18 protein-coding genes are annotated in these 22,373 nt (G+C 74.6%); 8 read left to right on the top strand and 10 right to left on the bottom strand.

Annotation, left to right across the window (positions count from 1 at the left end):
- Positions 1–25: 25 nt before the first annotated feature.
- Complete coding sequence (locus tag OG711_RS02960) at positions 26–1,486, bottom strand: Gfo/Idh/MocA family protein (RefSeq protein ID WP_329558292.1); 1,461 nt, start codon at positions 1,484–1,486, stop codon at positions 26–28.
- Between the two features lie 198 nt (positions 1,487–1,684).
- Between OG711_RS02960 and OG711_RS02955 the strand changes: the two genes are divergently transcribed.
- A complete protein-coding gene (locus tag OG711_RS02955) occupies positions 1,685–2,338 on the top strand; it encodes a DUF4230 domain-containing protein (protein WP_073786153.1) in 654 nt (217 codons plus the stop codon).
- 151 nt (positions 2,339–2,489) lie between these two features.
- Here OG711_RS02955 and OG711_RS02950 read toward each other — a convergent pair whose 3' ends face one another.
- Complete coding sequence (locus OG711_RS02950; RefSeq protein WP_245876702.1) at positions 2,490–3,524, bottom strand: acetylserotonin O-methyltransferase; 1,035 nt, start codon at positions 3,522–3,524, stop codon at positions 2,490–2,492.
- A gap of 432 nt (positions 3,525–3,956) precedes the next feature.
- Between OG711_RS02950 and OG711_RS02945 the strand changes: the two genes are divergently transcribed.
- Positions 3,957–4,406 carry an MmpS family transport accessory protein gene (locus OG711_RS02945; protein ID WP_073786151.1) on the top strand — a complete coding sequence of 150 codons (450 nt, stop codon included), beginning with the start codon at positions 3,957–3,959 and terminating at the stop codon, positions 4,404–4,406.
- A 96-nt stretch (positions 4,407–4,502) separates the two neighbouring features.
- Here the strand turns inward: OG711_RS02945 and OG711_RS02940 are convergent, their stop codons facing one another.
- Both OG711_RS02940 and OG711_RS02935 read right to left on the bottom strand, forming a co-directional pair.
- A complete protein-coding gene (locus OG711_RS02940) occupies positions 4,503–5,909 on the bottom strand; it encodes an MFS transporter (RefSeq protein ID WP_329558291.1) in 1,407 nt (468 codons plus the stop codon).
- A gap of 362 nt (positions 5,910–6,271) precedes the next feature.
- Positions 6,272–7,870: an MFS transporter gene (locus OG711_RS02935; protein WP_329558290.1), complete on the bottom strand. Its 1,599-nt coding sequence runs from the start codon at positions 7,868–7,870 to the stop codon at positions 6,272–6,274.
- A 355-nt stretch (positions 7,871–8,225) separates the two neighbouring features.
- Here OG711_RS02935 and OG711_RS02930 point away from each other — a divergent pair, with 355 nt between their 5' ends.
- Complete coding sequence (locus OG711_RS02930; protein ID WP_329558289.1) at positions 8,226–11,510, top strand: BTAD domain-containing putative transcriptional regulator; 3,285 nt, start codon at positions 8,226–8,228, stop codon at positions 11,508–11,510.
- Positions 11,511–11,559: 49 nt separating this feature from the next.
- A complete protein-coding gene (locus OG711_RS02925) occupies positions 11,560–12,156 on the top strand; it encodes a GNAT family N-acetyltransferase (protein ID WP_329558288.1) in 597 nt (198 codons plus the stop codon).
- 12 nt (positions 12,157–12,168) lie between these two features.
- Here OG711_RS02925 and OG711_RS02920 read toward each other — a convergent pair whose 3' ends face one another.
- Genes OG711_RS02920 through OG711_RS02900 form a run of 5 tightly spaced genes read right to left on the bottom strand, consistent with a single transcriptional unit; the run spans position 12,169 to position 17,024 of the window.
- The gene (locus OG711_RS02920; protein WP_329558287.1) at positions 12,169–12,816 is read right to left on the bottom strand and encodes a hypothetical protein; all 648 of its coding nucleotides are present in this window, start codon (positions 12,814–12,816) and stop codon (positions 12,169–12,171) included.
- The gene (locus OG711_RS02915; protein WP_329558286.1) at positions 12,813–14,186 is read right to left on the bottom strand and encodes a hypothetical protein; all 1,374 of its coding nucleotides are present in this window, start codon (positions 14,184–14,186) and stop codon (positions 12,813–12,815) included. Before OG711_RS02915 ends, OG711_RS02920 begins: the two co-directional genes overlap by 4 nt.
- Positions 14,183–15,046: an ABC transporter ATP-binding protein gene (locus OG711_RS02910; RefSeq protein WP_329563580.1), complete on the bottom strand. Its 864-nt coding sequence runs from the start codon at positions 15,044–15,046 to the stop codon at positions 14,183–14,185. The genes OG711_RS02915 and OG711_RS02910 overlap by 4 nt, the downstream gene beginning before the upstream one ends.
- A gap of 50 nt (positions 15,047–15,096) precedes the next feature.
- A complete protein-coding gene (locus OG711_RS02905) occupies positions 15,097–16,434 on the bottom strand; it encodes a zf-HC2 domain-containing protein (RefSeq protein ID WP_329558285.1) in 1,338 nt (445 codons plus the stop codon).
- Entirely contained in the window at positions 16,431–17,024 is a 594-nt protein-coding gene (locus OG711_RS02900) for an RNA polymerase sigma factor (RefSeq protein ID WP_329558284.1), read from the bottom strand. Before OG711_RS02900 ends, OG711_RS02905 begins: the two co-directional genes overlap by 4 nt.
- Positions 17,025–17,320: 296 nt before the next feature.
- Between OG711_RS02900 and OG711_RS02895 the strand changes: the two genes are divergently transcribed.
- Positions 17,321–18,526 (top strand): serine hydrolase domain-containing protein, encoded by a 1,206-nt coding sequence (locus OG711_RS02895; protein WP_329558283.1) that lies wholly within the window; start codon positions 17,321–17,323, stop codon positions 18,524–18,526.
- A 177-nt stretch (positions 18,527–18,703) separates the two neighbouring features.
- Here OG711_RS02895 and OG711_RS02890 read toward each other — a convergent pair whose 3' ends face one another.
- A complete protein-coding gene (locus OG711_RS02890; protein ID WP_329558282.1) occupies positions 18,704–19,573 on the bottom strand; it encodes an alpha/beta fold hydrolase in 870 nt (289 codons plus the stop codon).
- Positions 19,574–19,678: 105 nt separating this feature from the next.
- Between OG711_RS02890 and OG711_RS02885 the strand changes: the two genes are divergently transcribed.
- From OG711_RS02885 to OG711_RS02875, 3 genes are all read left to right on the top strand, one after another.
- On the top strand, positions 19,679–20,257 hold the full coding sequence (locus tag OG711_RS02885) for a TetR/AcrR family transcriptional regulator (RefSeq protein WP_329563577.1): 579 nt from the start codon (positions 19,679–19,681) through the stop codon (positions 20,255–20,257).
- Between the two features lie 169 nt (positions 20,258–20,426).
- The gene (locus tag OG711_RS02880) at positions 20,427–21,833 is read left to right on the top strand and encodes a chloride channel protein (RefSeq protein ID WP_329558281.1); all 1,407 of its coding nucleotides are present in this window, start codon (positions 20,427–20,429) and stop codon (positions 21,831–21,833) included.
- A 167-nt stretch (positions 21,834–22,000) separates the two neighbouring features.
- Positions 22,001–22,366, top strand: coding sequence for a hypothetical protein (locus tag OG711_RS02875; RefSeq protein WP_073786135.1), 366 nt, complete (start codon positions 22,001–22,003; stop codon positions 22,364–22,366).
- Positions 22,367–22,373 lie beyond the last annotated feature (7 nt).

The following is a 22,373-nucleotide window of genomic DNA, read 5'->3' as shown; positions in this document are numbered from 1 at the left end:
CGGCGGGCGGGGCGGGCACCACCGGTCATCCGTCGTTCGCGGGCCGTTCGGAGTCCGTCCCGGCGCGGGCCTTGCGCCACTCGCCCCGGGTGAAGTCGGGGATCGCCTGGGGCGCGCCCTGTGCCTTGACCGACGCGTGGCTCAGCGGGACGGGCGCCGTCCAGGTCGCCGCGTCGTACACGTCGAAGTCCGGTACCAGGCCCAGCCGCATGCACTGCGTGAGCCGGAACAGCATGATGTAGTCCATCCCGCCGTGGCCGCCCGGCGGGTTCGCGTGCTCCTTCCACAGCCAGTGGTCCCATTCGGCGTAGCGGGAGAAGTCCGCCCAGCGGTCGTCCAGGTGGTCGGGCTCGATGTAGATACGCGCGGGGTAGTCCTCGAAGACCCCCTTGGTCCCGCCGAGGCTGTTGATCCTGCTGTACGGGTGCGGGGTCGACACATCGTGCTCCAGCCGGATGATCCGGCCCTTCGCCGTCCGGAGCATGCTGACCGTACGGTCGCTGCCGATGTACGACTCCTTCCAGCTCGGATGGCCCGCCGGTACATGGGCCTCGCGGTACTCGGCGAGCCCCAGCGCCGGGGTGCCGAAGCTGGAGATGCTCACCACCCGGTCACCGCGGTTGACGTCCATGTAGTTGGCGACCGGGGCGAAACCGTGGTTCGGGTACAGATCACCGCGCAGCCGGGTGTGCCACAGCCGCCGCCAGGGGCCCTCGTAGTAGTCGTCGTCGAACATCAGACCGCGCAGATCGTGGTTGTAGGCGCCCGCGCCGTGCAGCAGTTCACCGAACTTGCCCGCGTGCGCCATCCGCAGCACCCGCATCTCGTTGCGGCCGTAGGCGCAGTTCTCCAGCTGCATGCAGTGCCGCCGGGTCCGCTCCGACAGATCGACCAGCGCCCACAGCTCGTCCAGCCGCATCGCGACCGGACACTCCACCCCTACGTGCTTGCCGCTGAGCATCGCGGCTCTCGCCATCGCGAAGTGCGTCTCCCACGGCGTCGCCACATAGACGAAGTCCAGGTCGCCGCGTGCGCACAGGTTCTCGTAGTCGTCCTCGTCCTTGGCGTACACCGCGGGGGCGGGCTGTCCCGCCGCGACGACCTTCGCGGCGACGCGTTCCGCCTTGTCCCGCACCGGGTCGCACAGGGCGACCACCCGGACCCCCGGCAGCGCCAGGAAGAGATCGGCCATCGAGCCGCCGCGGTTGCCGAGCCCGATGATCCCCACCCGGACGGTGGTGCGGCGCTCGAAGGGAACCCCCGCCATAGTGCGGCCCTTGCGCGCGGGCGTCGCGTCCGGCTCCCGTCCGGCCGCCGCGGCGACCGCGGCGGCGGGTCCGGCCGCGGCGGCGGGACCCGCGCCCAGCGCGCCGAGCGCGAGCCCCGCGCCCGCGGCGCCCGCCGTGGTCCGCAGCACGGAACGGCGGCTCATCGGCCCGTCGTCGCCGTCCTCGGGGGACCGGTCCTGTACTGCCTCGTCGTTCATCGAGCCTCCAGGGGAGCTGATGGTGCGTGGCTTTGTCATGAACCTCACGAAGGACGATGGTCGGTGGGTCCCCTGATGCGCAAGGGGCCCGTTTGGACTCTTGGCGCGAGTGCATGGACTCTTCGCCCGGGCCGCTCGCCGCGGCATGGCCTGATCCACGCAGTCCGGGGCAATCGTCTACCGACGGAAGGAGGAGTCATGCTCCTGGGTGGTGTGGTGAGGAAGGCTCCCCGGTGGGCACTGGCGCTCGCCGTGGCGGCGCTGGCGGCCGGGGTGTTCGTCACGGGGGCCCGGCTGTCCTCCGGGTTCGACGGGATGTTCGGCGAGGAGACCAAGGACCGTACGGGCCCGGTGCTTCTCAAGTCCATCCAGGACATGAGCCGTTACCAGGCCGCGTCCGGCAACTTCCAGGTGGTGGTGGACCTGGAGAAGGACGCGCGCTATCTGCCGGACGCGCTGCGCGGTACACGCGTCCTGTACGTCGGCGCGGGCTCGGTCGACGCGTACGTCGACCTCGGACGGATCGACGAGGGTGCCGTCACCGTCGACAAGGACCGCGGCTCCGCGACCCTGCGGCTGCCGCACGCCCGGCTCGCCGAGCCCGCGCTGGACCCCGACCGCTCCTACGCGGTGTCCAAACAGCGCGGACTCCTCGACCGCCTCGGGGACTTCTTCTCCGACAACCCCGGCGACGAGCGCGCGGTGCAGCGGCTGGCGGCCCGGCACATCGCCGACGCGGCCCAGGAGACCAGCCTTGTCGACCGCGCCGAGGCCAACACCACCACGATGCTGCGCGGGCTGCTGCGGTCGCTCGGCTTCGAGGAGGTGAAGGTGGTGTACGGCGCCGGCTGACGACCGTGGGCCGACCGGAGGTGCGTCGGCCGGACACCCCGGTCCGCGACGGACGCCAGGACCGACGGGCGGGGCGGACGGGCCCGTACCGCCGCCGCCCCGCGCGGGACGGCGGCGGAACGGGCGGGCGGCGGACCCCGGACGGCGGCGCCTACTTCACCGCGACGACCATGGATTCCGGGCCGGACAGATGATGGACCCGGCTCTCGCTGAACCCCGCCTCCGCCAGCCATCCGCGGCAGTCCTCGCCGGTGTACTCGAAGCCGCCGGGTGTCTCCAGCAGCATGGTCAGACTCATCAGCAGCCCATGGACGTTCTCGCGCCGGTCGTCGTCCAGCAGGGACTCGTAGACGATCAGGGTGCCGCCCGGCGCCAGCGCCTCGTACGCCTTGTCGAGCAGGGTGCGGGCCTGGGGGAGCGCGAAGCCGCTGAGGATGTGTCCGAGGACGAGCACGTCCGCCCGGGGGAGCGGGTCGGCGAAGAAGTCGCCGGGCTGGAAGGCCAGCCGGTCGCCGAGGCCGGATTCCTCCTGGCGCCGGTGGAAACCGGGTGCCACGGCGGGCAGATCGAAGCCGATGCCCCGCAGATGCGGGTGGCGGTCCAGCAGATGGGTGAGGACGGCGCCCTCCGCGCAGCCGATGTCCACCACGCTGCGGTGCGGCGCCCAGTCGAAGACCTCGGCCAGGGCGTGCGCGGACCCCATGGACAGCCCGGTCATGGCCTCCTGGAAGACGGCGAGCCGGTCGGGGTCCTGGTACAGGGCGGTGTACATCCCGTCGTCGCCGTCGGTGATGCCGTTCTGCGGGAGCCCGGTGCGCAGCGCCGTTTCGAGGTCGGCCCACAGGGCGTACATCCTGCTGTCGTTCATCTCCAGGAAGCCGCCCGCGTAGGCGGGCCTGCCGCGCACCAGGTAGTAGTCGGCCGCCGGGGTGTTGGCGTACTTGTCGCCGTCGCGGTCGAGGGCGCCGAGCGCGACCAGGGTGTCGAAGAAGTCGCGGGCGGAGCGGGGGTGCAGACCGAGCCGGGTCCGCAGGTCCGGCGCGGTCAGGGGCTGTTCGGCGAGAGCGGTGAACAGCCCGAGGCGGGCGGCGACGAGGAGGACCTTCGAGGCCATGAACCCGGAGGCGAGCTCCATGAGATGGCCGAGGGGCGGGGCGTCGTCCTGGCGGACGGTGGTGTTGCTCAACGGATGGCTCCTGGTGGGGGATTGCCGTACGCCGCGACCGCGCCGCACAGCCCCGAAGCTACCCAAACCTGTGATCGTTCAGACACTTTCGGTGACATTTCGGGGTCACGGGTGGGTGGTGTGAGCCCCGGAGCGAGTACCGGTGCGGTGGACGATCCGTTCCGCACCGGACGTGGCCCGTGGCGCCGGCGGCACTCCATCCGGCGCGAACGGGGCACCCGGAACGGCCGACACGCGTGCCGTGGTGGGCGAGTGCTCGCGGCGCGCGAACGGGACACCGTCCCGCAGGTCGCCCCCGGCGTCCCCCGCGCCACCTGGGGGAGGGTCGCGGCGGCTGCGCTGACCTGCTCTTCGGAGGGTCCGACCGGTTTGACTTTTACCGCCGCTTTACGGTTGTGTGCGGGTCTCACCATCATGACCCGGGGGTCCCTCATGCACCGTTCCATCCGCAATTCCGCCCTGGCCGCGCTGACCGTCGCGGGCCTCGTCTTCGGCCTCAGTGCCTGTTCCGAGGTCACCGACGCGGCCAAGGAGAAGGCGACCGAAGAGGTCGACAAGGCGGTGGACAAGTCGATGAACGAGAAGTACGAGGTCACGTACGAGGTCACCGGCAAGAGCATCGCCAGCATCCAGTACGCGGAGGGCGGCGGCACCGCCACCAACCCGAAGCTCGCCACGGTCGAGAACCCGACCCTCCCGTGGAAGAAGACCGTGACCCTGCGCGGCATCATGCCGCCCTCGGTCCTGCCGCTCGCCGTCGACCCGACCGGTGACTCCGAGGTCGCCTGCAAGATCATCTACAAGGGCAAGCCCATCGCCGAGGAGGCCGGCAAGGGCGCCGCCTCCGCCGCCGGCTGCGTGGCCGTCTCCCCGATCGTCTGACGGTCCGGCGGGCCGGGGACCCGGCCCGCCGCGACCCGCACCGAGCCGTGCACCGGGACTGTTCCCGGGCACGGCTCGGCCGCGTTCACGGTCCCGCTACGCCGTGCGCCCGCCCCGGCTCAGCAGCGGCACACCGATCGCCGCGACGGTCAGCCCGACGATCGCCATCCCGTACGCGACGGCATACGGATCGGTGTCACCGCCGGGCAGCGACGAGAACCCGATCCCCACGTACAGCGCCACACCGCCCGCCCCGCCCAGCTGATCGGCGCACCGCTGCACCCCGGACGCGATACCCGCGTCGTCCTCGGTGACCGAGTGCAGGGCCGCGTTCTGCAACGCCACCAGCGCGACCCCCATACCGGACGCGACGCACACCATCCCGGGCAGCACCGCGACGGCGGCCGAATCCGACGGGGACACGGCGAGCCAGCCGCAGCCGAGACCGGTGGCCACGATCCCGAGCACCGCGCCCCGCGCGTCTCCCACCCGCCGCAGGACACCGGGCACGACGACGGTCGCCAGGATCAGGGTCACCGCCAGCGGCAGGAAGCACAGCCCCGCGGCGATCGGCGAGAGCCCGAGATCCCGCTGCACGAACAGCGTCAGCAGGAAGAACGACGTCGACAGCGCCGCACTGAGCAGCGCCGTCGCCAGGTTGGCGACGACCCGTACCCGGTCGCGGAAGAACGACAGCGGAACCAGCGGATGCGGTGAGCGCCGCTCCACCACCGGGAACGCCAGGGCGCACAGCACACCGGCCAGCGTGGTCCCGGCGGCCGACAGGACATCGGGACGCTGCTCGCCCCACTCGATGACACCGTGGATCAGCAGCAGCGGCGCGGCCGTCAGCAGCAGCGCCCCGGGAAGGTCGAGCGGCTGCCGCGCGGCCCGCCGCTCGTCGGGCGCCACCAGCACCCGTACGCCCACCAGCACCACGGCGATCAGCGGCAGATTGACCAGGAAGATCCAGCGCCAGTGGAGGAGTTGGGTGATCAGCCCCGACAGCAGGAAGCCCAGCACCAGACCGCTGCTCGCGACCGCGGCCCAGACCCCGAGCGCCCTGGAGCGGGCCGCCGGGTCCGGGTAGAGCAGTGCCAGCGTCGACATCGCCGCCGGAGCGGCGAGCGCCTCACCGGCACCCTGGGCGAAGCGGGCCAGGACCAGCATCTCCAGCGAGGTCGCGAGTCCGGCGGCCAGCGACGCCAGACCGAACACCGCCGCGCCCACCAACAGGGTGCGGCGGCGGCCGTGGAGGTCGGCGATCCGGCCGCCGACCATCAGCAGCCCGCCGCCGACGACGGTGTATCCCGTCACGACCCAGGTGAGCTGACGGGCGTCCGCACCGAAGTCGGTGCCGATCGAGGGCAACGCGATGTTCACGACGGTGACGTCGACGGCGATGAGGAACTGCAACAGGGCGAGGACCAGCAGGGTCAGCCGACGGGACCGGGGACGGCCGACGGCAGCGCTCGGCCGCCCGTCACGGGCAAGGAAGGACATGGGAAGCGGTACTCCGGATTCTCAGGAAGACGCGCGCCGCACGGGGGCTCCGTGCGGAAACGGCACACGGACAGACGTCGCCGCCGGGCTCGTCCCCGTATCCGCCGTGACGGCGGCCGGACGCCCGGTCGACCCTGAGAACCTCTAGGTACCGCTCATCCCGCGACCGTACCATCCGCCCGACGGCCGTCCCGTTCCCGCCCTGGGCCGCACCGGAACCGTTCGGCCGGGTCACCGCCACCCGTCTGGGACGCCGCGCTCCAGGCTCCAACCCGCCTCCCGAACACCCGCGTTGGTCACCGCTGGGGGTGCGGGCGGCGGCGGCCGTGACAGGTGTCGTCACCGCGGACACGCCCCCCGCGTCACCCGGCCTTGTCGACCCTGGCCGCCGCACGGTGGCTCGCGTCGTCGTCCGCCGCGTCGTCCCCGGCTTCGTCCGCCGCCCTGTTCGTCGCGTCGTCCGTCGCGCTCCGCGTCCCGCGCAGCGCCCATCCGGCGCCGACCGCGAGCAGCAGCATCAGCGCGCCCCCGGCGACCCCGACCATGTTGAGGCCCGCCGTGAACGCGTCCCGGGCGGTGGCCGTCAGTTCGTCACCGGCGGGGGAGGGCAGCGTCCCGGCGACCGTCAGGGTGCTCGCCAGATCGTCGCCCGCCGCAGGCTCGGAAGCCGTCCGGGCGGCGAACACCGCGGCGACGAGGCTCCCGTTCAGCGCCACCCCCAGACCGACACCCAGCTCCCCGCTCGTCTCGGACATCGCCGCCGCCGAGCCCGTCTTCTCCAGCGGTGCGGCGGCCACCACCAGTTCGGTCGTCAGGACCGGTAGCGGGCTGATCCCGGCGATGGCGATGGCCGACCCGGTCACCAGGGTCGACAGCCCCCCGGCCGTGTCCACCTGGCTGACCAGCGCGAAGCCCGCCACCGACAGCAGCGCGCCGCCCGCCATCACCCGCGCCGGGCCGAACCGCCGCGCCAGCGGGGGCGCGAGCATCATGCCCGCCGTCGCCGCCAGGACCACCGGCAGCATCCACAGGCCCGCCCGCAGCGGGGACATGCCCGCGACCAACTGGAAGTACTGCGGTGCGAGATACTGCACGCCGTTGATCGCGACCAGCCCGAACAGCAGCAGGCCGAGCGCGACCGAGAACGTACGGTTCGAGAACAGCGACAGGTCCAGCAGCGGATGAGCGAGCCGCCGCTGCCGCCGTACGAACAGCGCCCCGCACAGCACCCCGGCCGCCACGGCCACCGCCGTCACCGGGCCGGGCCCCTCGGAGGCCAGGTGCTTCAGCCCATGGACCACCGGAAGCAGTGTCGCGAGGGACAGCGCGATGCTCGGCATGTCCAGCGGGCCCGGCCGCGGATCGCGGTACTCGGGCAGCAGCACCGGCCCCAGGGCCAGCAGCACGGCCATCACCGGGACGGCGAGCAGGAACACCGAGCCCCACCAGAAGTGCTCCAGCATCGCACCGCCGACGAGCGGCCCGATCGCGACCCCCACCGTCATCGTCGTCATCCAGATCGCGATGGCCTGCGCGCGCTGCCGCGCGTCCAGGAACATGGTGCTGATCAGCGACAGCGTCGACGGCATCAGCGTGGCCCCCGCCACCCCGAGCAGCGCGCGGGCCGCGATCAGCATCTCCGCGCTGGTCGCGTACGCGGTGAGGACCGACGCCACGGCGAACACCGCCCCGCCGGTCAGCAGCAGCCGCCGTCGCCCCAGCCGGTCACCGAGCGTGCCCATGGTGACCAGGAACCCCGCGATCACGAAGCCGTAGATGTCCATGATCCACAGGGTCTGGGCGCCGCTCGGCCGCAGATCCGCGACCAGTTGCGGCGCCGCCAGGAACAGCACGCTGACGTCCAGCGCGAGCACCAGCAGCGGGAGCGAGAGCACGGCGAGCCCGGCCCATTGCCTCGGGCCCGCCCGATGCGTGGGACGGGGTGGTGCGTACGACGGCATGGGGGGCCTCCTCGGCGGTACCGCGCGGTGTCGGTGCGACGGGTCGAGGATGCGTGGCGCCGGTCCTGGAAATGTTTCGGTCGCCTCGCTGGGCCCCCGGCGCCCCGGGTTCACCGTGCCTCGGAGAGGCTTCGCCGCCGGGCGTGCTTGTCCCCGCGCGGGTCGCTGGTGACATCGCCGATTCCCCGCACCCCGGAGCCGAGGATCCCCGCACCCGCCGATGCCCCGTACCCGCACCCTGGAGGTCATCCACCCCACGAGATCCCCGTGCCCCCGAGGGCCCCGCACCCCCGGCTTCCGTCCCTCGGCGCGGCCGCCGGTCCGCGGGGACGATCACCGGGCATAGGCTGGGCCGATGCGATTCGGGGTGCTCGGTCCCCTTCAGGTGTGGACCAACAGCGGGACGCCGGTACGCGTACCCGAACGCAAGGTCCGCGCGCTGCTCGCCGCGCTGCTCGCCCACGCCGGCCGTCCCGTCCCGCCCGGACAGCTGATCGACGGCCTGTGGGAAGGCGATCCGCCCGCCGAACCCGCCCGGGTACTGCGTACCAAGGTGTCCCAGCTGCGCCGTGCCCTCGGGGACGCCGAACCGGGCGGACGGGAACTGATCGCGGCGACCCCCGCGGGCCATCGGCTCGTCACCGGCCCCGGCACGGTCGACGCGGAACGCTTCGCGCGGCTCACCGCCGAGGCCCGCGCGAGCCATGACCCGCGACGGCGCACCGGGCTGCTGACCGAGGCGCTCGCGCTGTGGCGGGGGCCCGCCTACGCCGACTTCCGTGACACGTTCCTCACCCGGGCGGTGGTCGAACGGCTGGAGGAGGAACGCCTGGTCGCGACCGAGGACCACGCCGAGGCCCGGCTCCAGCTCGGCGGATTCCCCGAACTCCTCGGTGAGCTGGCCGAACTGGTGGAGCGCCACCCTCTGCGGGAGCGCTTCCGCGCGGCGCAGATGCGCGCGCTGTACCGCGCCGGACGCCAGGGCGAGGCCCTCGCCGCCTACCACGAGCTGCGCGCACGCCTCGCCGGTGAACTCGGCGTCGACCCCGGCCCCGGCCTCGCGTCCCTCCACCGGTCGATCCTGCGCCAGGACCCGGCCCTGACCCCGGGCGACTCCCGGCTGCCGGTACCGCTGACCGCGCTCGTCGGACGGGAGGACGCCGTCGAGGACACCGTCACCCGGCTGCGGACCGGCCGACTGCTCACCCTCACCGGCCCCGGTGGTGTCGGCAAGACCCGGCTCGCCCTGGAGGCCGCCCACCGGATCGCGGCGACCGGCGAGCAGGTGGCACTGGTCGAACTGGCCGCCGTCGCCCGTGACGCCCCCGCCTCGTCCGTCGTCGAAGCCGTCGCGACGGAGCTCGGGGTCCGCGACGAGCCACCGGCGCCGCGCCGCCCACCCCGGCCCGGAGCCCCGGCCGCCGGAGCTCCGGGCCGCGTCCCCGACCGCGTCGACCGGCTCGCCGCCGCCGTCGCGGACCGGCCCCTCCTCCTCGTCCTGGACAACTGCGAACACCTCGCCGACCCCGTGGCGGAACTGACGTCCCGTCTACTGCGGTCCGCGCCCATGCTGCGGGTGCTCGCCACCAGCCAGGAACCCCTGCGCGTCCCCGGCGAGTCGGTGCTCGCCGTCGCACCGCTGGCCGAGCCGCAGGCCGTCGCCCTCTTCCGGGCCCACGCCGCCCGCACCGCGCCAGCCGTGCGCACCGACGGCCCGGCCACCGCCACCGTCACCGCGATCTGCCGCCGTCTCGACGGCATCCCCCTCGCCCTCGAACTCGCCGCCACCCGCGTCGGCTCCCTCGGTCTCGACGGCCTCGCCGGGCGGCTCGACGACCGGTTCCGGCTGCTGGCGACCGCGAACCGGGGAGTCCCCGCCCGGCACCGCACCCTGCGCGCCATGATCGACTGGAGCTGGGACCTCCTGGACCACGAGGAACGCGCCCTGCTGCGCCGTCTCGCGTTCCACCGCGACGGCTGCGCCCTGGAAGGCGCCGAAGCGGTGTGCGCGGGCCCGCCCGTGCCCCGGGACCGGATCGCGGACCTCCTCGCCCGCCTGGTCGAACGCTCCCTGGTCGTCGCCGCCCCGGGACACCACGGGCTGCGGTACCGGCTGCTGGAGTCCGTCGCCGTGTACGGCCGCGAACAGCTCGACGCGACGGGCGAGACGGCGGACGTCCGGCGCGCCCACCGCGCCCATCTGGTCGCCCTCGCCGAACGCGCCGCGTCCGAGCTGCGCGGCCCCGGGCAACGCCGGTGGCTCGACCGCCTCGACGAGGAGTCCCCCGGACTGCGCACCGCGCTCGGCGGCGCCGTCCAGGACGGCGACACCACCTCCGCGCTGCGCCTGGTCGGGGCCCTCGCCTGGTACTGGCATCTGCGGGGCCGTCTCACCGAGGCCCGCCACTGGCTGGACGCGGTCCTCGCACTGCCCGCCGCACCCGGGGACGCGGCCCTCGCCGCCGAGGCAGGGGTCTGGCGGCTCGGCGCCGGACTCGTCCTCGGGGAGACACCCGGCCCGACCAGCCCCGTGCCCCCGGCGGACGCCTCCCCGCACGACCCCGCCGCCGACCCGCCCGCGCTCGCGGCCCACGCCCGCGTCACCACCGACCCGGTCCGCCGGGCCCGCGCCCGCTGGTACCTCGCCTCCCTCCTCGGCTGGGACAACCTCGCGGGCAGTGAACGCCTCGCCATCGGCGCCGCCGACGCCGTCGCCGCCCTCGACGACCCGTGGGGCACCGCGGCGGTCCTCAGCGTCCGCTCCTGGCAGCGGATGGCACGCGGCGACCTCACCGGGGCACGCGCCGACGGAGAACGCTCCCTTGCACTCTTCGACGCGCTCGGGGACGACTGGGGACGCCTCCAGGTCGTCCCCACCCTCGGTTCCCTCGCCGAGATCGCCGGCGACTACGGGACCTCCGCACGGCTGCACCGCCGATGCCTGCGCGTCGCGGAGGAACTGCGGCTGTGGCCCGAGCTCTGCTACCTGCTCTCCGGACTCGGCCGGGTCACCCTCCTCGCCGGGGACCCGGCCGAGGCGGACGCCCTGCACGAACGCGCCCGAAGGCTCGCCGTCCGGCACGGCGACCAGTTCGGCCGCCAGCTCGCCGAACTGGGACTGGGACTCGGCGCCCGGCGGCGCGGCGACCTCGCCACCGCCGAGGACCTGCTGCGCCGCTGTCTGGTCTGGAACCGGGCCCGGGGCGTGGACGTCGCCGTCGCCCTGCTCCTCGCGGAACTCGGCTTCGTCGCGGAACTGCGCGGCGAAGCCCGTACCGCGCGCGCCCTGCACGAGGAAGGACTCGCGGTCGCCCGGGTCGTGGCCGACCCCCGGGCCGTCGCCCTCGCGCTGGAAGGACTCGCCGGAACGGCCGCCCTCGACGGCCGCCCCCGCGCCGCCGCCCGGCTCCTCGGCGCTGCCGCCGCGGCCCGCGAGGAGGTCGACGCGCCGCTGCCGCCCGCCGAACGCGGCGACGTGGACCGGATCACCCGGGCCGTGCGCGCCGCGCTCGACGGCGACCGGTTCGACACCGAGACCCACGCGGGCCGGGCGCTCGGAACGACGATCCGCGCGGACGGCACCGCCCCCGGGACCCCGGAGCACGGCGACCGGCCGCGGGCAACCCGGGACGGCCGATGACCGTCCTTCCCCGGGACAGCACAGTCACCCTTCTCCCGAAAGGCACCCCATGACCACCGACGACCGTGTCCGCCCCGCGACCGAAGCGGACGTACCGGCCGCCGTGCGCACCCTCGCCCGTGCCTTCGCGGACTACCCGTTCACCCGCCATGTCGTCGCCGCCGACGACCACACCGAGCGGGTCCGCCGCTTCCAGGAACTGTTCCTGACCCGGGTGGGCCTGGCCCACGGGCGGGTCTGGGTCGCCGACGACGGCCTCGGCGTCGCCGCCTGGACCACCCCCGAACAGGACCCCGCGCCCGGCCTCGCGGAGGTCGGACCCCTCGTGACGGAACTCGCGGGTGACCGGGCACCGGCGTTCATGGCCGCCGAGGAGGCACTGGCCCCCCACCGGCCGACGGAACCGGTGTGGTTCCTCGCCACCGTCGCCGTGGACCCCGGCATCCAGAGCAAGGGCCTCGGCGCCGCGGTGCTGCGCCCCGGGATCGAGGCCGCCGACCGCGCCGGTCACCCCGCGTTCCTGGAGACCGCGACCGAACGCAACGTCCGCTTCTACGAGCGCCTGGGCTTCAGGGTGACGGCCGGGACCACGCTCCCGGACGGCGGCCCCCGGGTCTGGTGCATGCGCCGCGACCCGGCCTCCTGAGCCGCGTCCGTCTCACGCGTCCCGTCGGCCCGCCCCGCGCCACGCGTGGAGACCCGCCCCCGCCAGGAACAGCGCGAGGGCGGCCAGCCACGCACCGGCCCGGTCACCCGGCTGAGCGGGCCAGACGAGCGGCGTCACCCACCCGCCGCCGACGGCACCGGTCAGGGCCGCCATGTACGCGCCCATCAGCTGGACCATCGGCGGCAGCCAGCTCAGCCGGGCGCCGATGACCACCGCGGCCAGGGCGGCCGTGCCGGTCGCGCCGAGCGTGTTGCGGACCATCGCCTGGACACCGTGCTCCTCGCCGGCCCCGAGCACCGCGCACCCCAGCAGGACCGAGGCCGTCAGTGACAGGACCACGAGGTGCGCGAACCGCCGCGGCCACCAGCGGTGCGCGGCGGTCCGGTCCAGCTCGTCGCTGTGCGTGTACAGACCCGTCCCGATGACGGCCGCCGCCGCCAGCGGGGCGGCCGTCAGCAGCGACGCCCGGACGGACGGGTCGCCCGCACCGGCACCCCGGTCGGCCCACGCGGTGAGCGCGGCGGTCACCGCCAGCGCGACGACCGAGCCGGTCAGCCGCCGTGACCGCAGATACAGCCGACGGCCGCGCGGCGCGGCCACGGACGGGCCGGGGCCCAGGGAACCGCTCGTCAGCGTCACAGCGGCGGCGTCTTCCCGGGCGCGCAGTCCTTGAGGGCCGCGAAGAATCCGGTCAGCCAGGCCCGGCGCCGTTCGTCGGGCAGCCCGGCCAGCCGCTCGGCCGCCTCGGCCCGCCGCTCCAGCCGGGCGAGTTCGCCGGTGTCACCGGCGGCCCAACCCCGCTGACGTGCCAGCCACTCGGCCCGCACGGACGACGGCAGCAGCCACAGCTCCACCGCGCCCGGGACCTCCGACACCCCGCCCGGCGCGGGAGGTCCGCACGCGGCCGGGGGAGCCACGAGATTCGAGGCCGTCGCGGTCAGGTAACCCGTCGCGTCGATCAGTTCACCGCGTACGACGGACAGTCCCGGACGCAGCTCCGGCAGCGGGGCCTCGCCGGGCCGGGTGTCGCGCCGCAGACCGGTGAGCCGGGGCGCTCCCTCGACGTCCGCCAGCTTGTCGGTGAGCGGCGACAGCGCGGCCGTCACCCGCGGCAGCAGCGGCGATTCGGAAGCGGCCACACAGACCTCCGGTACGGCCTTGGTGTCGCACACCTCGCGACGGGACAACGGGTCATCACGCCACATCCGGTCACCGGTCTGGACGATCAGGACGGCCGCGACCGCCGCCGCGGCCAGCGGTACCAGGGTCGTGTACCGGCGGCGCGCCGCGTGGGCGAGCACCACCGCTCCCGCCAGTCCGGTGAACCAGACGGCCGACGCCAGGGGTTGCCACCACACGGCGACCGACCCCGACATGACGTTCTCCGCGTCCATCGGCGTCAGATGCCGGACGCCCGAGGACGCCGTCGCGGTGAACGAGAACACGAGCAGCAGCACGACCGCGTACCCGGGCGGGGTGAGCCTGCGCGGGACCAGCGACCCGCACACATGGCCGATCACGGTTACCGCGACGAGGAACACCGCGTCCGTCAGCGTCGCCGTGAACTCCGGCCGCCCCGGCCCCGCGTACGGCAGACACGCCAGCAACGCGGCTGCGGCGACCAGCAGATACACCGCGGCCGACCACAGCGCCCCGGGCAGCGCCGCCGCCAGCAGCCGCGCCAACGGGCCGCGCGGGGTGCTGGCCAGCAGTTCGACCGTACGCCTGCGGTGCTCCCGCGCCCCCTGCCAGCAGCCCGCGGCCCCCGCCAGCGGCGCTCCGAACAGCACGCCGGCGTACCGGAGCGCTGACTGGGTCTCCGACCAACTGCCCTGCCACCACGACGCCCTGAGCGCCATGGCGAGCCCGAGGGCGCACCCGACGAGCACACCGGCCCACGGAGCGAGCCCCCGCAGCAGCTCGGCCCGCACCGGGTGGGCACGTACCGTGCCGCGCGTCCGCGCGGCCCCGGACACCGTGGGTCCGGGGCGGGTCCCGACGGCGCTCATCGGCGCCACCCCGACCGGCCGCCGACCGACGCCCGCGCCTGCCGGCCCGCGCCCCGCACCGAGCCGGACCCCGAGGCGGAGCCCGGGCCGTGGCCCAGGCCGTGCTCGGCGCGATGGCGGCGCAGCGCGGCCGTGTACCCGCGTTCCAGCGGGCTGCCGTCCCCGTCCGGGCCGCCGCCCGGTTCCGGCCCGGCCGTCCCGCCCAGCGCCGCGAGGCCCTCGGTGGTACCCCGGTACGCGACCCGGCCGGAGTCGATCAGCGCCACCTGGGAACACGCGGCGGCCACGTCCTCCACCAGATGCGTCGACACGATCACGGTGGTGGTGCCGCCCAGCTCCCGGAGCAGCGCGCGGAACTCGACGCGCTGCTCCGGGTCCAGCCCCGCCGTCGGCTCGTCGAGCAGCAGCAGTTCCGGGTCGTTGACGACGGCCTGCGCGATCCCGACCCGGCGGACCATCCCCCCGGACAGGGTCCGCACCCGGTCGTCGATACGGTCGCCCAGCCCGACCCGGCGCACCGCCCGCTCCACGGCCTCCGGCACGGTGTCCCGGGGCATCTCCTTCAGCCAGGCCACGTACCCGACGAACTCCCGTACGGTGAAGCCGGGGTAGTACCCGAACTCCTGCGGGAGATATCCGAGCCTCCGGCGCACCGCCGAGCGCCCCGCCGGGGACGACACGTCGTCACCCAGCAGCACGACCCGGCCCGACGAGGGCGCGGCGACCGTCGCGAGAACCCGGATCAGCGAGGTCTTTCCCGCGCCGTTCGGGCCGAGCAGACCGTGCACCCCCGTCCCGAACGCCAGGTCGACCCCGTCCAGGGCGAGTGTCCGCCGGTGCCGGACCGTCAGCGCGGTGATGTCGACCGCGCGCGTCCCGGGGACGCCGTACCACGGTCCCTCTGTCGTGCTCACAGTTTCTCCATACGATCGAAGGACGCGCGGCGCATGACGACCAGCGCCGCGCAGAGAAGGGCGGCCAGCGTCCAGCCGGCCTGCGCGGCGGGCCCGGTGGCGTGCAGGGGCAGCGGCAGACCCCCGGTACGCCCCGGCGCGGACAGCAGCGGGGGCAGGAACGCCACCGCGAGCCAGCCGCCCGCGAGCAGGGACGCGGCGCGGCGGCAGCCGATGAACGAGCCCAGCGCGAGCGAGCCCGTCGTCAGCGCGAGCCCCGGCAGCAGCCACGCCGCCGCCCCGGGGACCCCGGACGCGGCGGGCAGCAGCGCCCCGGCGGCCGTCAGCAGCGGAAGGCTCAGCAGGAGCACCGCCGCCGTACGGGTCAGCAGCAGCCGCAGACCCCCGGCCGGGGTCGCGGCGGTGATCTCGTGCAGCGGGTCGCTGCCCGCCCCGTACGAGAGGGCGACCCCGAGGGGCGGCAGCGCGGGGGCCACCGCCAGCAGCAGCGGCCGGGCATCCCCGGCGAGCCCCGTGCCGTGCGCCAGCAGCAGCGCGCCGAACGCCACGAGCAGGACGCCGACGGCCCAGGACCCGCGCAGCGCGGGACCCGCCGCCCACAGCAACCGGGCGACCGGCAGCGGCAACGCGACCCCGTGCCTCGCACGTACCGCCCCCGGGTCCGCCGCCCGGCCCCGAAGCCGCCGGTTCCGCACCGGGCCCGCCTCCGGGTTCGGCGCCGGGCCCACTCCTCGGTCCGGCCCTGCGCCCGGGCTCGCATGTCGATTCCGGGTTGCGCCCGCCTCCTGGCTCCGCCCCGGGCCCGCTTCCCGGTTCCGGGCTGCGCCCGCCTCCCGGCTCCGCGCTGGGTCCACCCCTCGGTTCGGCCCCGTGCCTGCCTCCCGGCTCCGCGTCCGGCCGGTCAGCCGGTTCCGCACCAGGTCCGTCACCCGGCCGGTCAGCCGCTCCGTGGCCCGTCGCCCGCGCCGGTCGTTCGCCCGGCCCGGGGCGCGGGAGTCCTCGGGGGCGTCCGCCAGTACCTCCGCGAGAAGCGCGGCGCGGACCTGGCCGAGGACGGGTCCCGCCGCTCCGGCCCGGGCGGCGGCCGAGACCCTGGCCGCGCACGGTCCGCACGACTCCACGTGCTTCTCCACCGACCACGCGCCGGACTCCGTGATCGAGCCGCCGGTGTAGCGGGCGGCGAGCCGGTCGCTGACATGCCAGTCACCCGGTCCGTGCCACCCGCCCCGCCCGCGCGGATCGTCCGAGCCGTCGTCCGCGCCCCGGCCGGGGGTGTCGCCGGGCCGCCCGCCCTGGGGACGGTCCCCGGGGCCGTTCACCGGTCGTGTGCTCATGCCGTGCCTCCCAGCGGACGGGTCCGGGGCGCGAGCCGCTCCAGCGCGACCCGCAGTTCGCGACGGGCGCGTGCCGCCCGGGTCTTGACGGTTCCTTCGGGGATGCCGAGCGCGTGGGCCGCCTCACGGGTGGTCAGTCCGTCGATCACGGTGGCCCGCAGCACGTCCCGCAGCTCCGGCGAGAGACCTTCCAGCGCGGCCCCCACGTCCCCGTACTCCAGTCCCGCCAAGACCCGTTCCTCCGCCGAGGGCGCGCCCGCGCCGTCCCAGGGCTCCGCGACGGCGGTCCGTTCGTGGCGTTCCTGCGCCCGCCGGGTGTCCACCAGCCGCCGTGCCGCGATCACCCACAGCCAGCCGCCCACCTCGGACCCGCGATGGGCACGGGCGGACCGCCATACGGTGACGAAGGTGTCCTGGAGTACTTCGCGCACGGTCTCCGGGTCCGCGCAGCGGCGGCTCAACCGGGTGTGCAGCCAGCCCGCGTGCCGGTCGTACAACACGCTGAGGGCGTCGGTGTCCCCCCGGGCGACGGCCCGCAGCAATGCCGCGTCGTCGTCCCCTCCTGCCCCCGCGGGGCGTATCGGCCTCATGCTCCCTCTATCGCCGCGTACCCCCGATCCGGTTCTCCGCCTGGTGCCCCACCCGTCCGGCATGGGCCCGCGCCCCCGCCCCCTGTGCCCGCGCGGATGCCCCCGTATCTCCGCGAGGCCGTCCCTGTACCCGGGATCCGTACGTCCGCCCCTTACGTCCCGTACCACCCGCCCGCCACCCGACCCTGACACATCCCTGATCTCCGGTCCCGCCGTCAACTTCCCCGCGGGACGGCGGGTCCTCCCCACCATCCGGGCGGGCGGGCCCCGCCCCGGCGGCGATCCGGAGGCGGGCGATGCGCGGCAGCAGCACGGGAACGACGGACGGGCGGCGGCGACGCGGGAGGACGGCCGCCGTGTGCGCGGTCCTGCTGGCGGCCGTCCTCGGTACCGGTGCCGTACCGGCCGGTGCCGCTCCCGGTACCGCTCCTGCGGCCGGGGAGCGGGGGCACGAGGCCACTCAGCGGGCCCTCGACGTCTTCACCGAGTCAGGTCTGCCCGGTGTCCTGGCCCGGGTGGACGGTCCGGGCGGCCGGAGCTGGACGGGCCGGTCCGGGGTCGCGGACCTGCGCACCGAGCGGCCCCGCCGCGACACGGACCGGTTCCGGATGGGCAGTGTGACCAAGACCTTCACCGCGACCCTGCTGCTCCAGCTGGAGGCGCGCGGGGCGCTGTCCCTCGACGACACCGTGGACCACTGGCTGCCCGGCCTCGTCCGGGGCAACGGCCACGACGGCCGGGGGGTGACGCTGCGTCAGCTGCTCAACCACACCAGCGGCGTCCACAACTACACCGACGACGCCGAGTTCCAGCGGCGCCTCGGCCCCGGCTTCCCCCGGTACCGCTATCACGCGTACACCCCCCGCGACCTGGTCGCCTTCGCCATGAGGCACCGGCCCGTCTTCCCGCCCGGCCGGGGCTGGAAGTACTCCAACACCAACTACGTCCTGGCGCGCATGGTCATCGAGAAGGCGGGCGGCGCGTCGTACGCGGCCCAGTTGCGGGAGCGCGTCACCGGACCGCTGGGTCTGCGGGGCACCAGCGCGCCCGGGCACTCGCCGGATCTGCCGGGGCCGCACGGGCGCGGCTACAGCAAGGACGCGGCGGGCCGGATCTTCGACAGCACCCGTCAGGACCCGTCATGGGCGGGGGCGGCGGGGGACCTGGTCTCCACCACCCACGATCTGAACCGTTTCTACCGGGCCCTGCTGTCCGGCCGGCTGCTTCCGCCCGCCCAGCGCGCCGAACTCCTCGACGGTGTCCGGATCGACCCGCGGGGCCGTCAGACGTACGGACTCGGCCTCCAGTCCCGGCTGCTGTCCTGCGGGGTCCGCACCTGGGAGCACTCCGGCGGTCTGCACGGCTCGCTCACCTGGACGGTCAGCACCGCCGACGGCGGCCGTCAGCTCACCTTCAACGTCAACGGCGACTGGCTCGAACGGGAGGAACCGGTCGTCGCCGTGCTGGAGACGGTGTTCTGCCCCGGCGGGTCCCGCGCCTGATCCGGGCCGCCCCCACGCACGGCCCGCCCCCACGCACGCCCCGTCCCCACACACACCCCGCATCAGCCGCGCGGTCCGTATCGACCATGAGGCCCGTATCGACCACGAGGCCCGGATCGCCCGCTGTCCCGGCGGATCACGCGGCGGATGGACGGGCCCCGCCGGATGATCCGGAGGTCACACGGACCGGCGCAGGAAGTCCCGGACGAGGGTGGCGATCTCCGCCCCGTGGGTCTCCAGCGCGAAGTGCCCGGCGTCGAGCAGATGGATCTCCGCGTCCGGCAGGTCCCGGGCGAACGCCTCGGCCCCGGCGGGCCCGAAGATCTCGTCCCCGCGCCCCCAGACGGCGAGGAGCGGCGGACGATGGGTGCGGAAGTACTCCTGGAACGCGGGGTAGCGGTCCAGATTGAACTGGTAGTCCCAGAAGAGCTGGAGCTGGATCTCCTGGTTGCCGGGGCGGTCGAGCAGCGCCTGGTCGAGGGTCCAGGTCTCCGGTGCGATCCGGTCGAGCCGGTCGGCGGGCACCCCGTGGGTGTACTGCCAGCGGGTCGCCTCGGCGGTGAGCAGTTCCCGTACCGCCGTCTCGTTCGCCGCCCGGTCCCGGGCATGGGCGAACAGCACGTCCCAGAACGGGGTGAAGCCCTCCTGGTAGGCGTTGCCGCTCTGGGTGACGATCGCCGTGATCCGTTCCGGGTGGCGGGCGGCGATGCCGAGCCCGATGGGCGCGCCGTAGTCCTGTACGTAGAGCGCGAACCGGTCCACCCCGATCCGGTCGAGCAGCGCCAGTGTCACCTCCGTCAGCTTCTCGAAGCCGTACGGGAAGGAGCCGGGGTCCGGGGCGGCCGACGCGCCGAAGCCGATGTGGTCGGGCGCGACGAGGTGGTACTCGTCGGCGAGGTCGGCGATCAGGTTCCGGTACATATGGGAGCTGGTCGGGAAGCCGTGCAGCAGGACGAGCGTGGGCCGGTCCCGGCTCCCCGCCTCCCGGTAGAAGACATCGATGCCGTCGATGGTCTCGGTCGCGAACCGTGTGTCGTGGACGGACATGGGAACTCCCTGTTCACAGCGGTGCACCACGGAGAGAACGGTCGTTCTCCCGTTGCCCTGTACGATACGAGAACGATGGTTCTCCCGCAAGGAGTGATGACGGCGATGGACGCGGAGACCGCACGGCGGCAGGTCCTGGAGAGCGCCCGCGCCCTCTTCGGCGAACGCGGGGTGCAGGCCGTCGGCATGGACGCCGTCCGCACCGCGTCCGGTGTCTCCCTCAAACGCCTCTACCAGCTCTTCCCCAGCAAGGAGACCCTGGTCGAGGAGGTGCTCCGGCGCCGCGACCAGGCCGTCCGGGAGGGGATCGCCGCCCATGCCCAGGCCACCGGCGCCGACACCCCGTACGACCGCGTCCTCGACGTCTTCGACTACCTCGCCGACTGGTTCGCCCAGCCCGGCTTCCGGGGCTGCGTCTTCATCAACGCCTTCGGCGAACTCGGCGGGACCTCCGACGGCGTCACGGACATCGCCCGCACCCACAAGGCCGCCCTGCGCGACCACTTCGCGGACCTGACCGCCCAGCTCGGCGCCCCCGACGCGACCGCCGACCACCTCGCCCTCCTCGCCAACGGCGCGATGGCCGTCGCCGGGATCAACGGCTCCCCCGAGGCGGCACACCAGGCCCGGGACGCCGCCCGCATCCTGCTCGACGCAGCGACGGGCCCCGCGCCCGGGACATGACCCCCACCGGGGGACAGGCGCACCGACAGGGCCGTCCGGGTGACAACCGCCCCGGCCCCGCCCGGCCGACGCCGCCGCACCACCCGACCGTCGCCCGGCCGTGCTATCACGGCCGGGGGTCACCACGCGTGCCCGCCCTCCGGACGATCCACGCTTGAGGAGACCGCCGATGCCGGCCGAGCCCACCGCGACGCCCCCGGCGCACCGAGACCCCTACGCGATCGTCCGCACCCGCGGCTACCCCCGACTGCTCCTGCTGGCCGCCGCCCTCGGCCTGCCCGTCTCCGCCGCCGCGTTCGGCTTCCTCGCCCTGGTCTCCGCACTCCAGGAACTCACCTGGCACGACCTGCCCCGCGCCCTCGGCTTCGACACGACACCGAACTGGTGGCCCGTCCCGCTGCTCGCCGTCGCCGGACTCCTCACCGGCCTCACCATCCGCCATCTGCCGGGCGACGGCGGCCACAAACCCGCCGAGGGCATGATGACCACCGGCGCGCCCCGCGCCGTCGACCTCCCCGGCATCGCCCTCGCCGCCCTCGCCGCCCTCGGCCTCGGAATCGTCCTGGGCCCCGAGGCCCCGCTCATCGCCCTCGGCGGCGGACTCGCCGTCGCCGCCGTCCGGCTGCTGCGCAAGGATCTGCCTCCCGACACCCTCACCGTGGTCGGCGTGGCCGGCAGCTTCGCCGCCATCAGCACCCTCCTCGGCTCACCGCTCCTCGGCGCGTTCCTCCTGATGGAGGCCGCCGGGCTCGGCGGACCCCTGCTCGGCGTCGTCCTGGTGCCCGGACTGCTCGCCGCCGGGGTCGGCGCCCTCCTGTTCACCGGCCTCGGCTCCTGGACCGGCCTCGGCACCTACTCCCTCACCCTCGGCCATGTACCGCCCGCCGGTCAGCCCGACCTCGCCGGATTCGGCTGGGCACTGGTGGCCGGAGCCGCCGCCGCCCTCATCGGCACCGCCATCCACCGCCTCGCCCTGCGCGTCCAGCACCGCGTCGAGCGCCGCCGCGTCACCGGCACCGTCCTCGTCGGCGCGCTCGTCGGCGTCAGCGCGCTGGTGTACGCCGAGTGGACCGGCCGCGACGCCCGTGACGTGCTCTACTCCGGCCAGGAAGCCCTCGGCCCGCTGCTCGCCTCCAGCGCCGGGTACTCGGCCGGGACCCTGCTGGTGCTGCTCGCCTGCAAGTCACTCGCGTACGGGCTCTCCCTGGGCGGCTTCCGCGGCGGCCCCGTCTTCCCCTCGATGTTCGTCGGCGCGGTCGGCGGCATCGGCCTGTCCCATCTGCCGGGACTGGACCTCACGTCCGGATTCGCGATGGGACTCGGCGCCATGTGCGTGGCCATGCTCCGGCTGCCCATGACCTCCGTCCTGCTGGCCACCCTGCTGCTCGGCAAGGACGGACTCACCGTCATGCCACTGGTGATCGTCGCGGTCGTGGTCTCCTACGTACTCACCCTGTACCTGAACCCGACCCCTCCGTCCGCCCCCGCCCCGGGCTCCGCTCCCGCCACCCCGGGCGCCCCGGACGGTCCGAGCCCCCCGGGCGGCCCGGAGACCGCCCCCACCGGACGGACTTGAGGCCGAGGCGCCCCAGGAGCCGCGACGCCTCCGGGAGGCAACCCCGCCGCCACCCCACCGGGCCGCTGTCCTCCGGTCCTTTGCCGCCACCGCCCGGCCTCTCCCGACACCTTCCGCCCCGCCCGGAAGCACCCCGTCCCCGCAGGCCACCGCGCTACGATCACGCGATGACCACCACCCAGGACAGACAGCTCACCAAGCGCCTCGGCATAGCCATCGCCCTCGTCGCGCTGCTCCCGTTCGTGCTCCCCCTGAACATCGAGTCGAGGTCGGTGCTCAACGGCGAACTCACCTCGTACAGCTATCTCAACATCACCGCCCTCGTCGCCGCGGTGGTCGCCATCAGCTTCACCGTGCGCACCTTCTCCGGCCTGCGCCACGAGTCCCGGCTCACCACCACGTACAAGGCACTGCTCATCGCCCTGGTCGTCGTGAGCGTGTTCCAACTGGTGCGCGGCAGCGGTGTGATCCCGACCGTCACCGAGTGCACCGCCTCCTACAGCTTCGACCTCTGCCGCCCCGACTCCGTCTGACACCCGG

Source organism: Streptomyces uncialis (assembly GCF_036250755.1).
GTDB classification, from domain to species: Bacteria; Actinomycetota; Actinomycetes; order Streptomycetales; family Streptomycetaceae; genus Streptomyces; species Streptomyces uncialis.
Note: the sequence above shows the minus strand (reverse complement) of the source record. Positions and strands in the feature narration are given on the sequence as shown.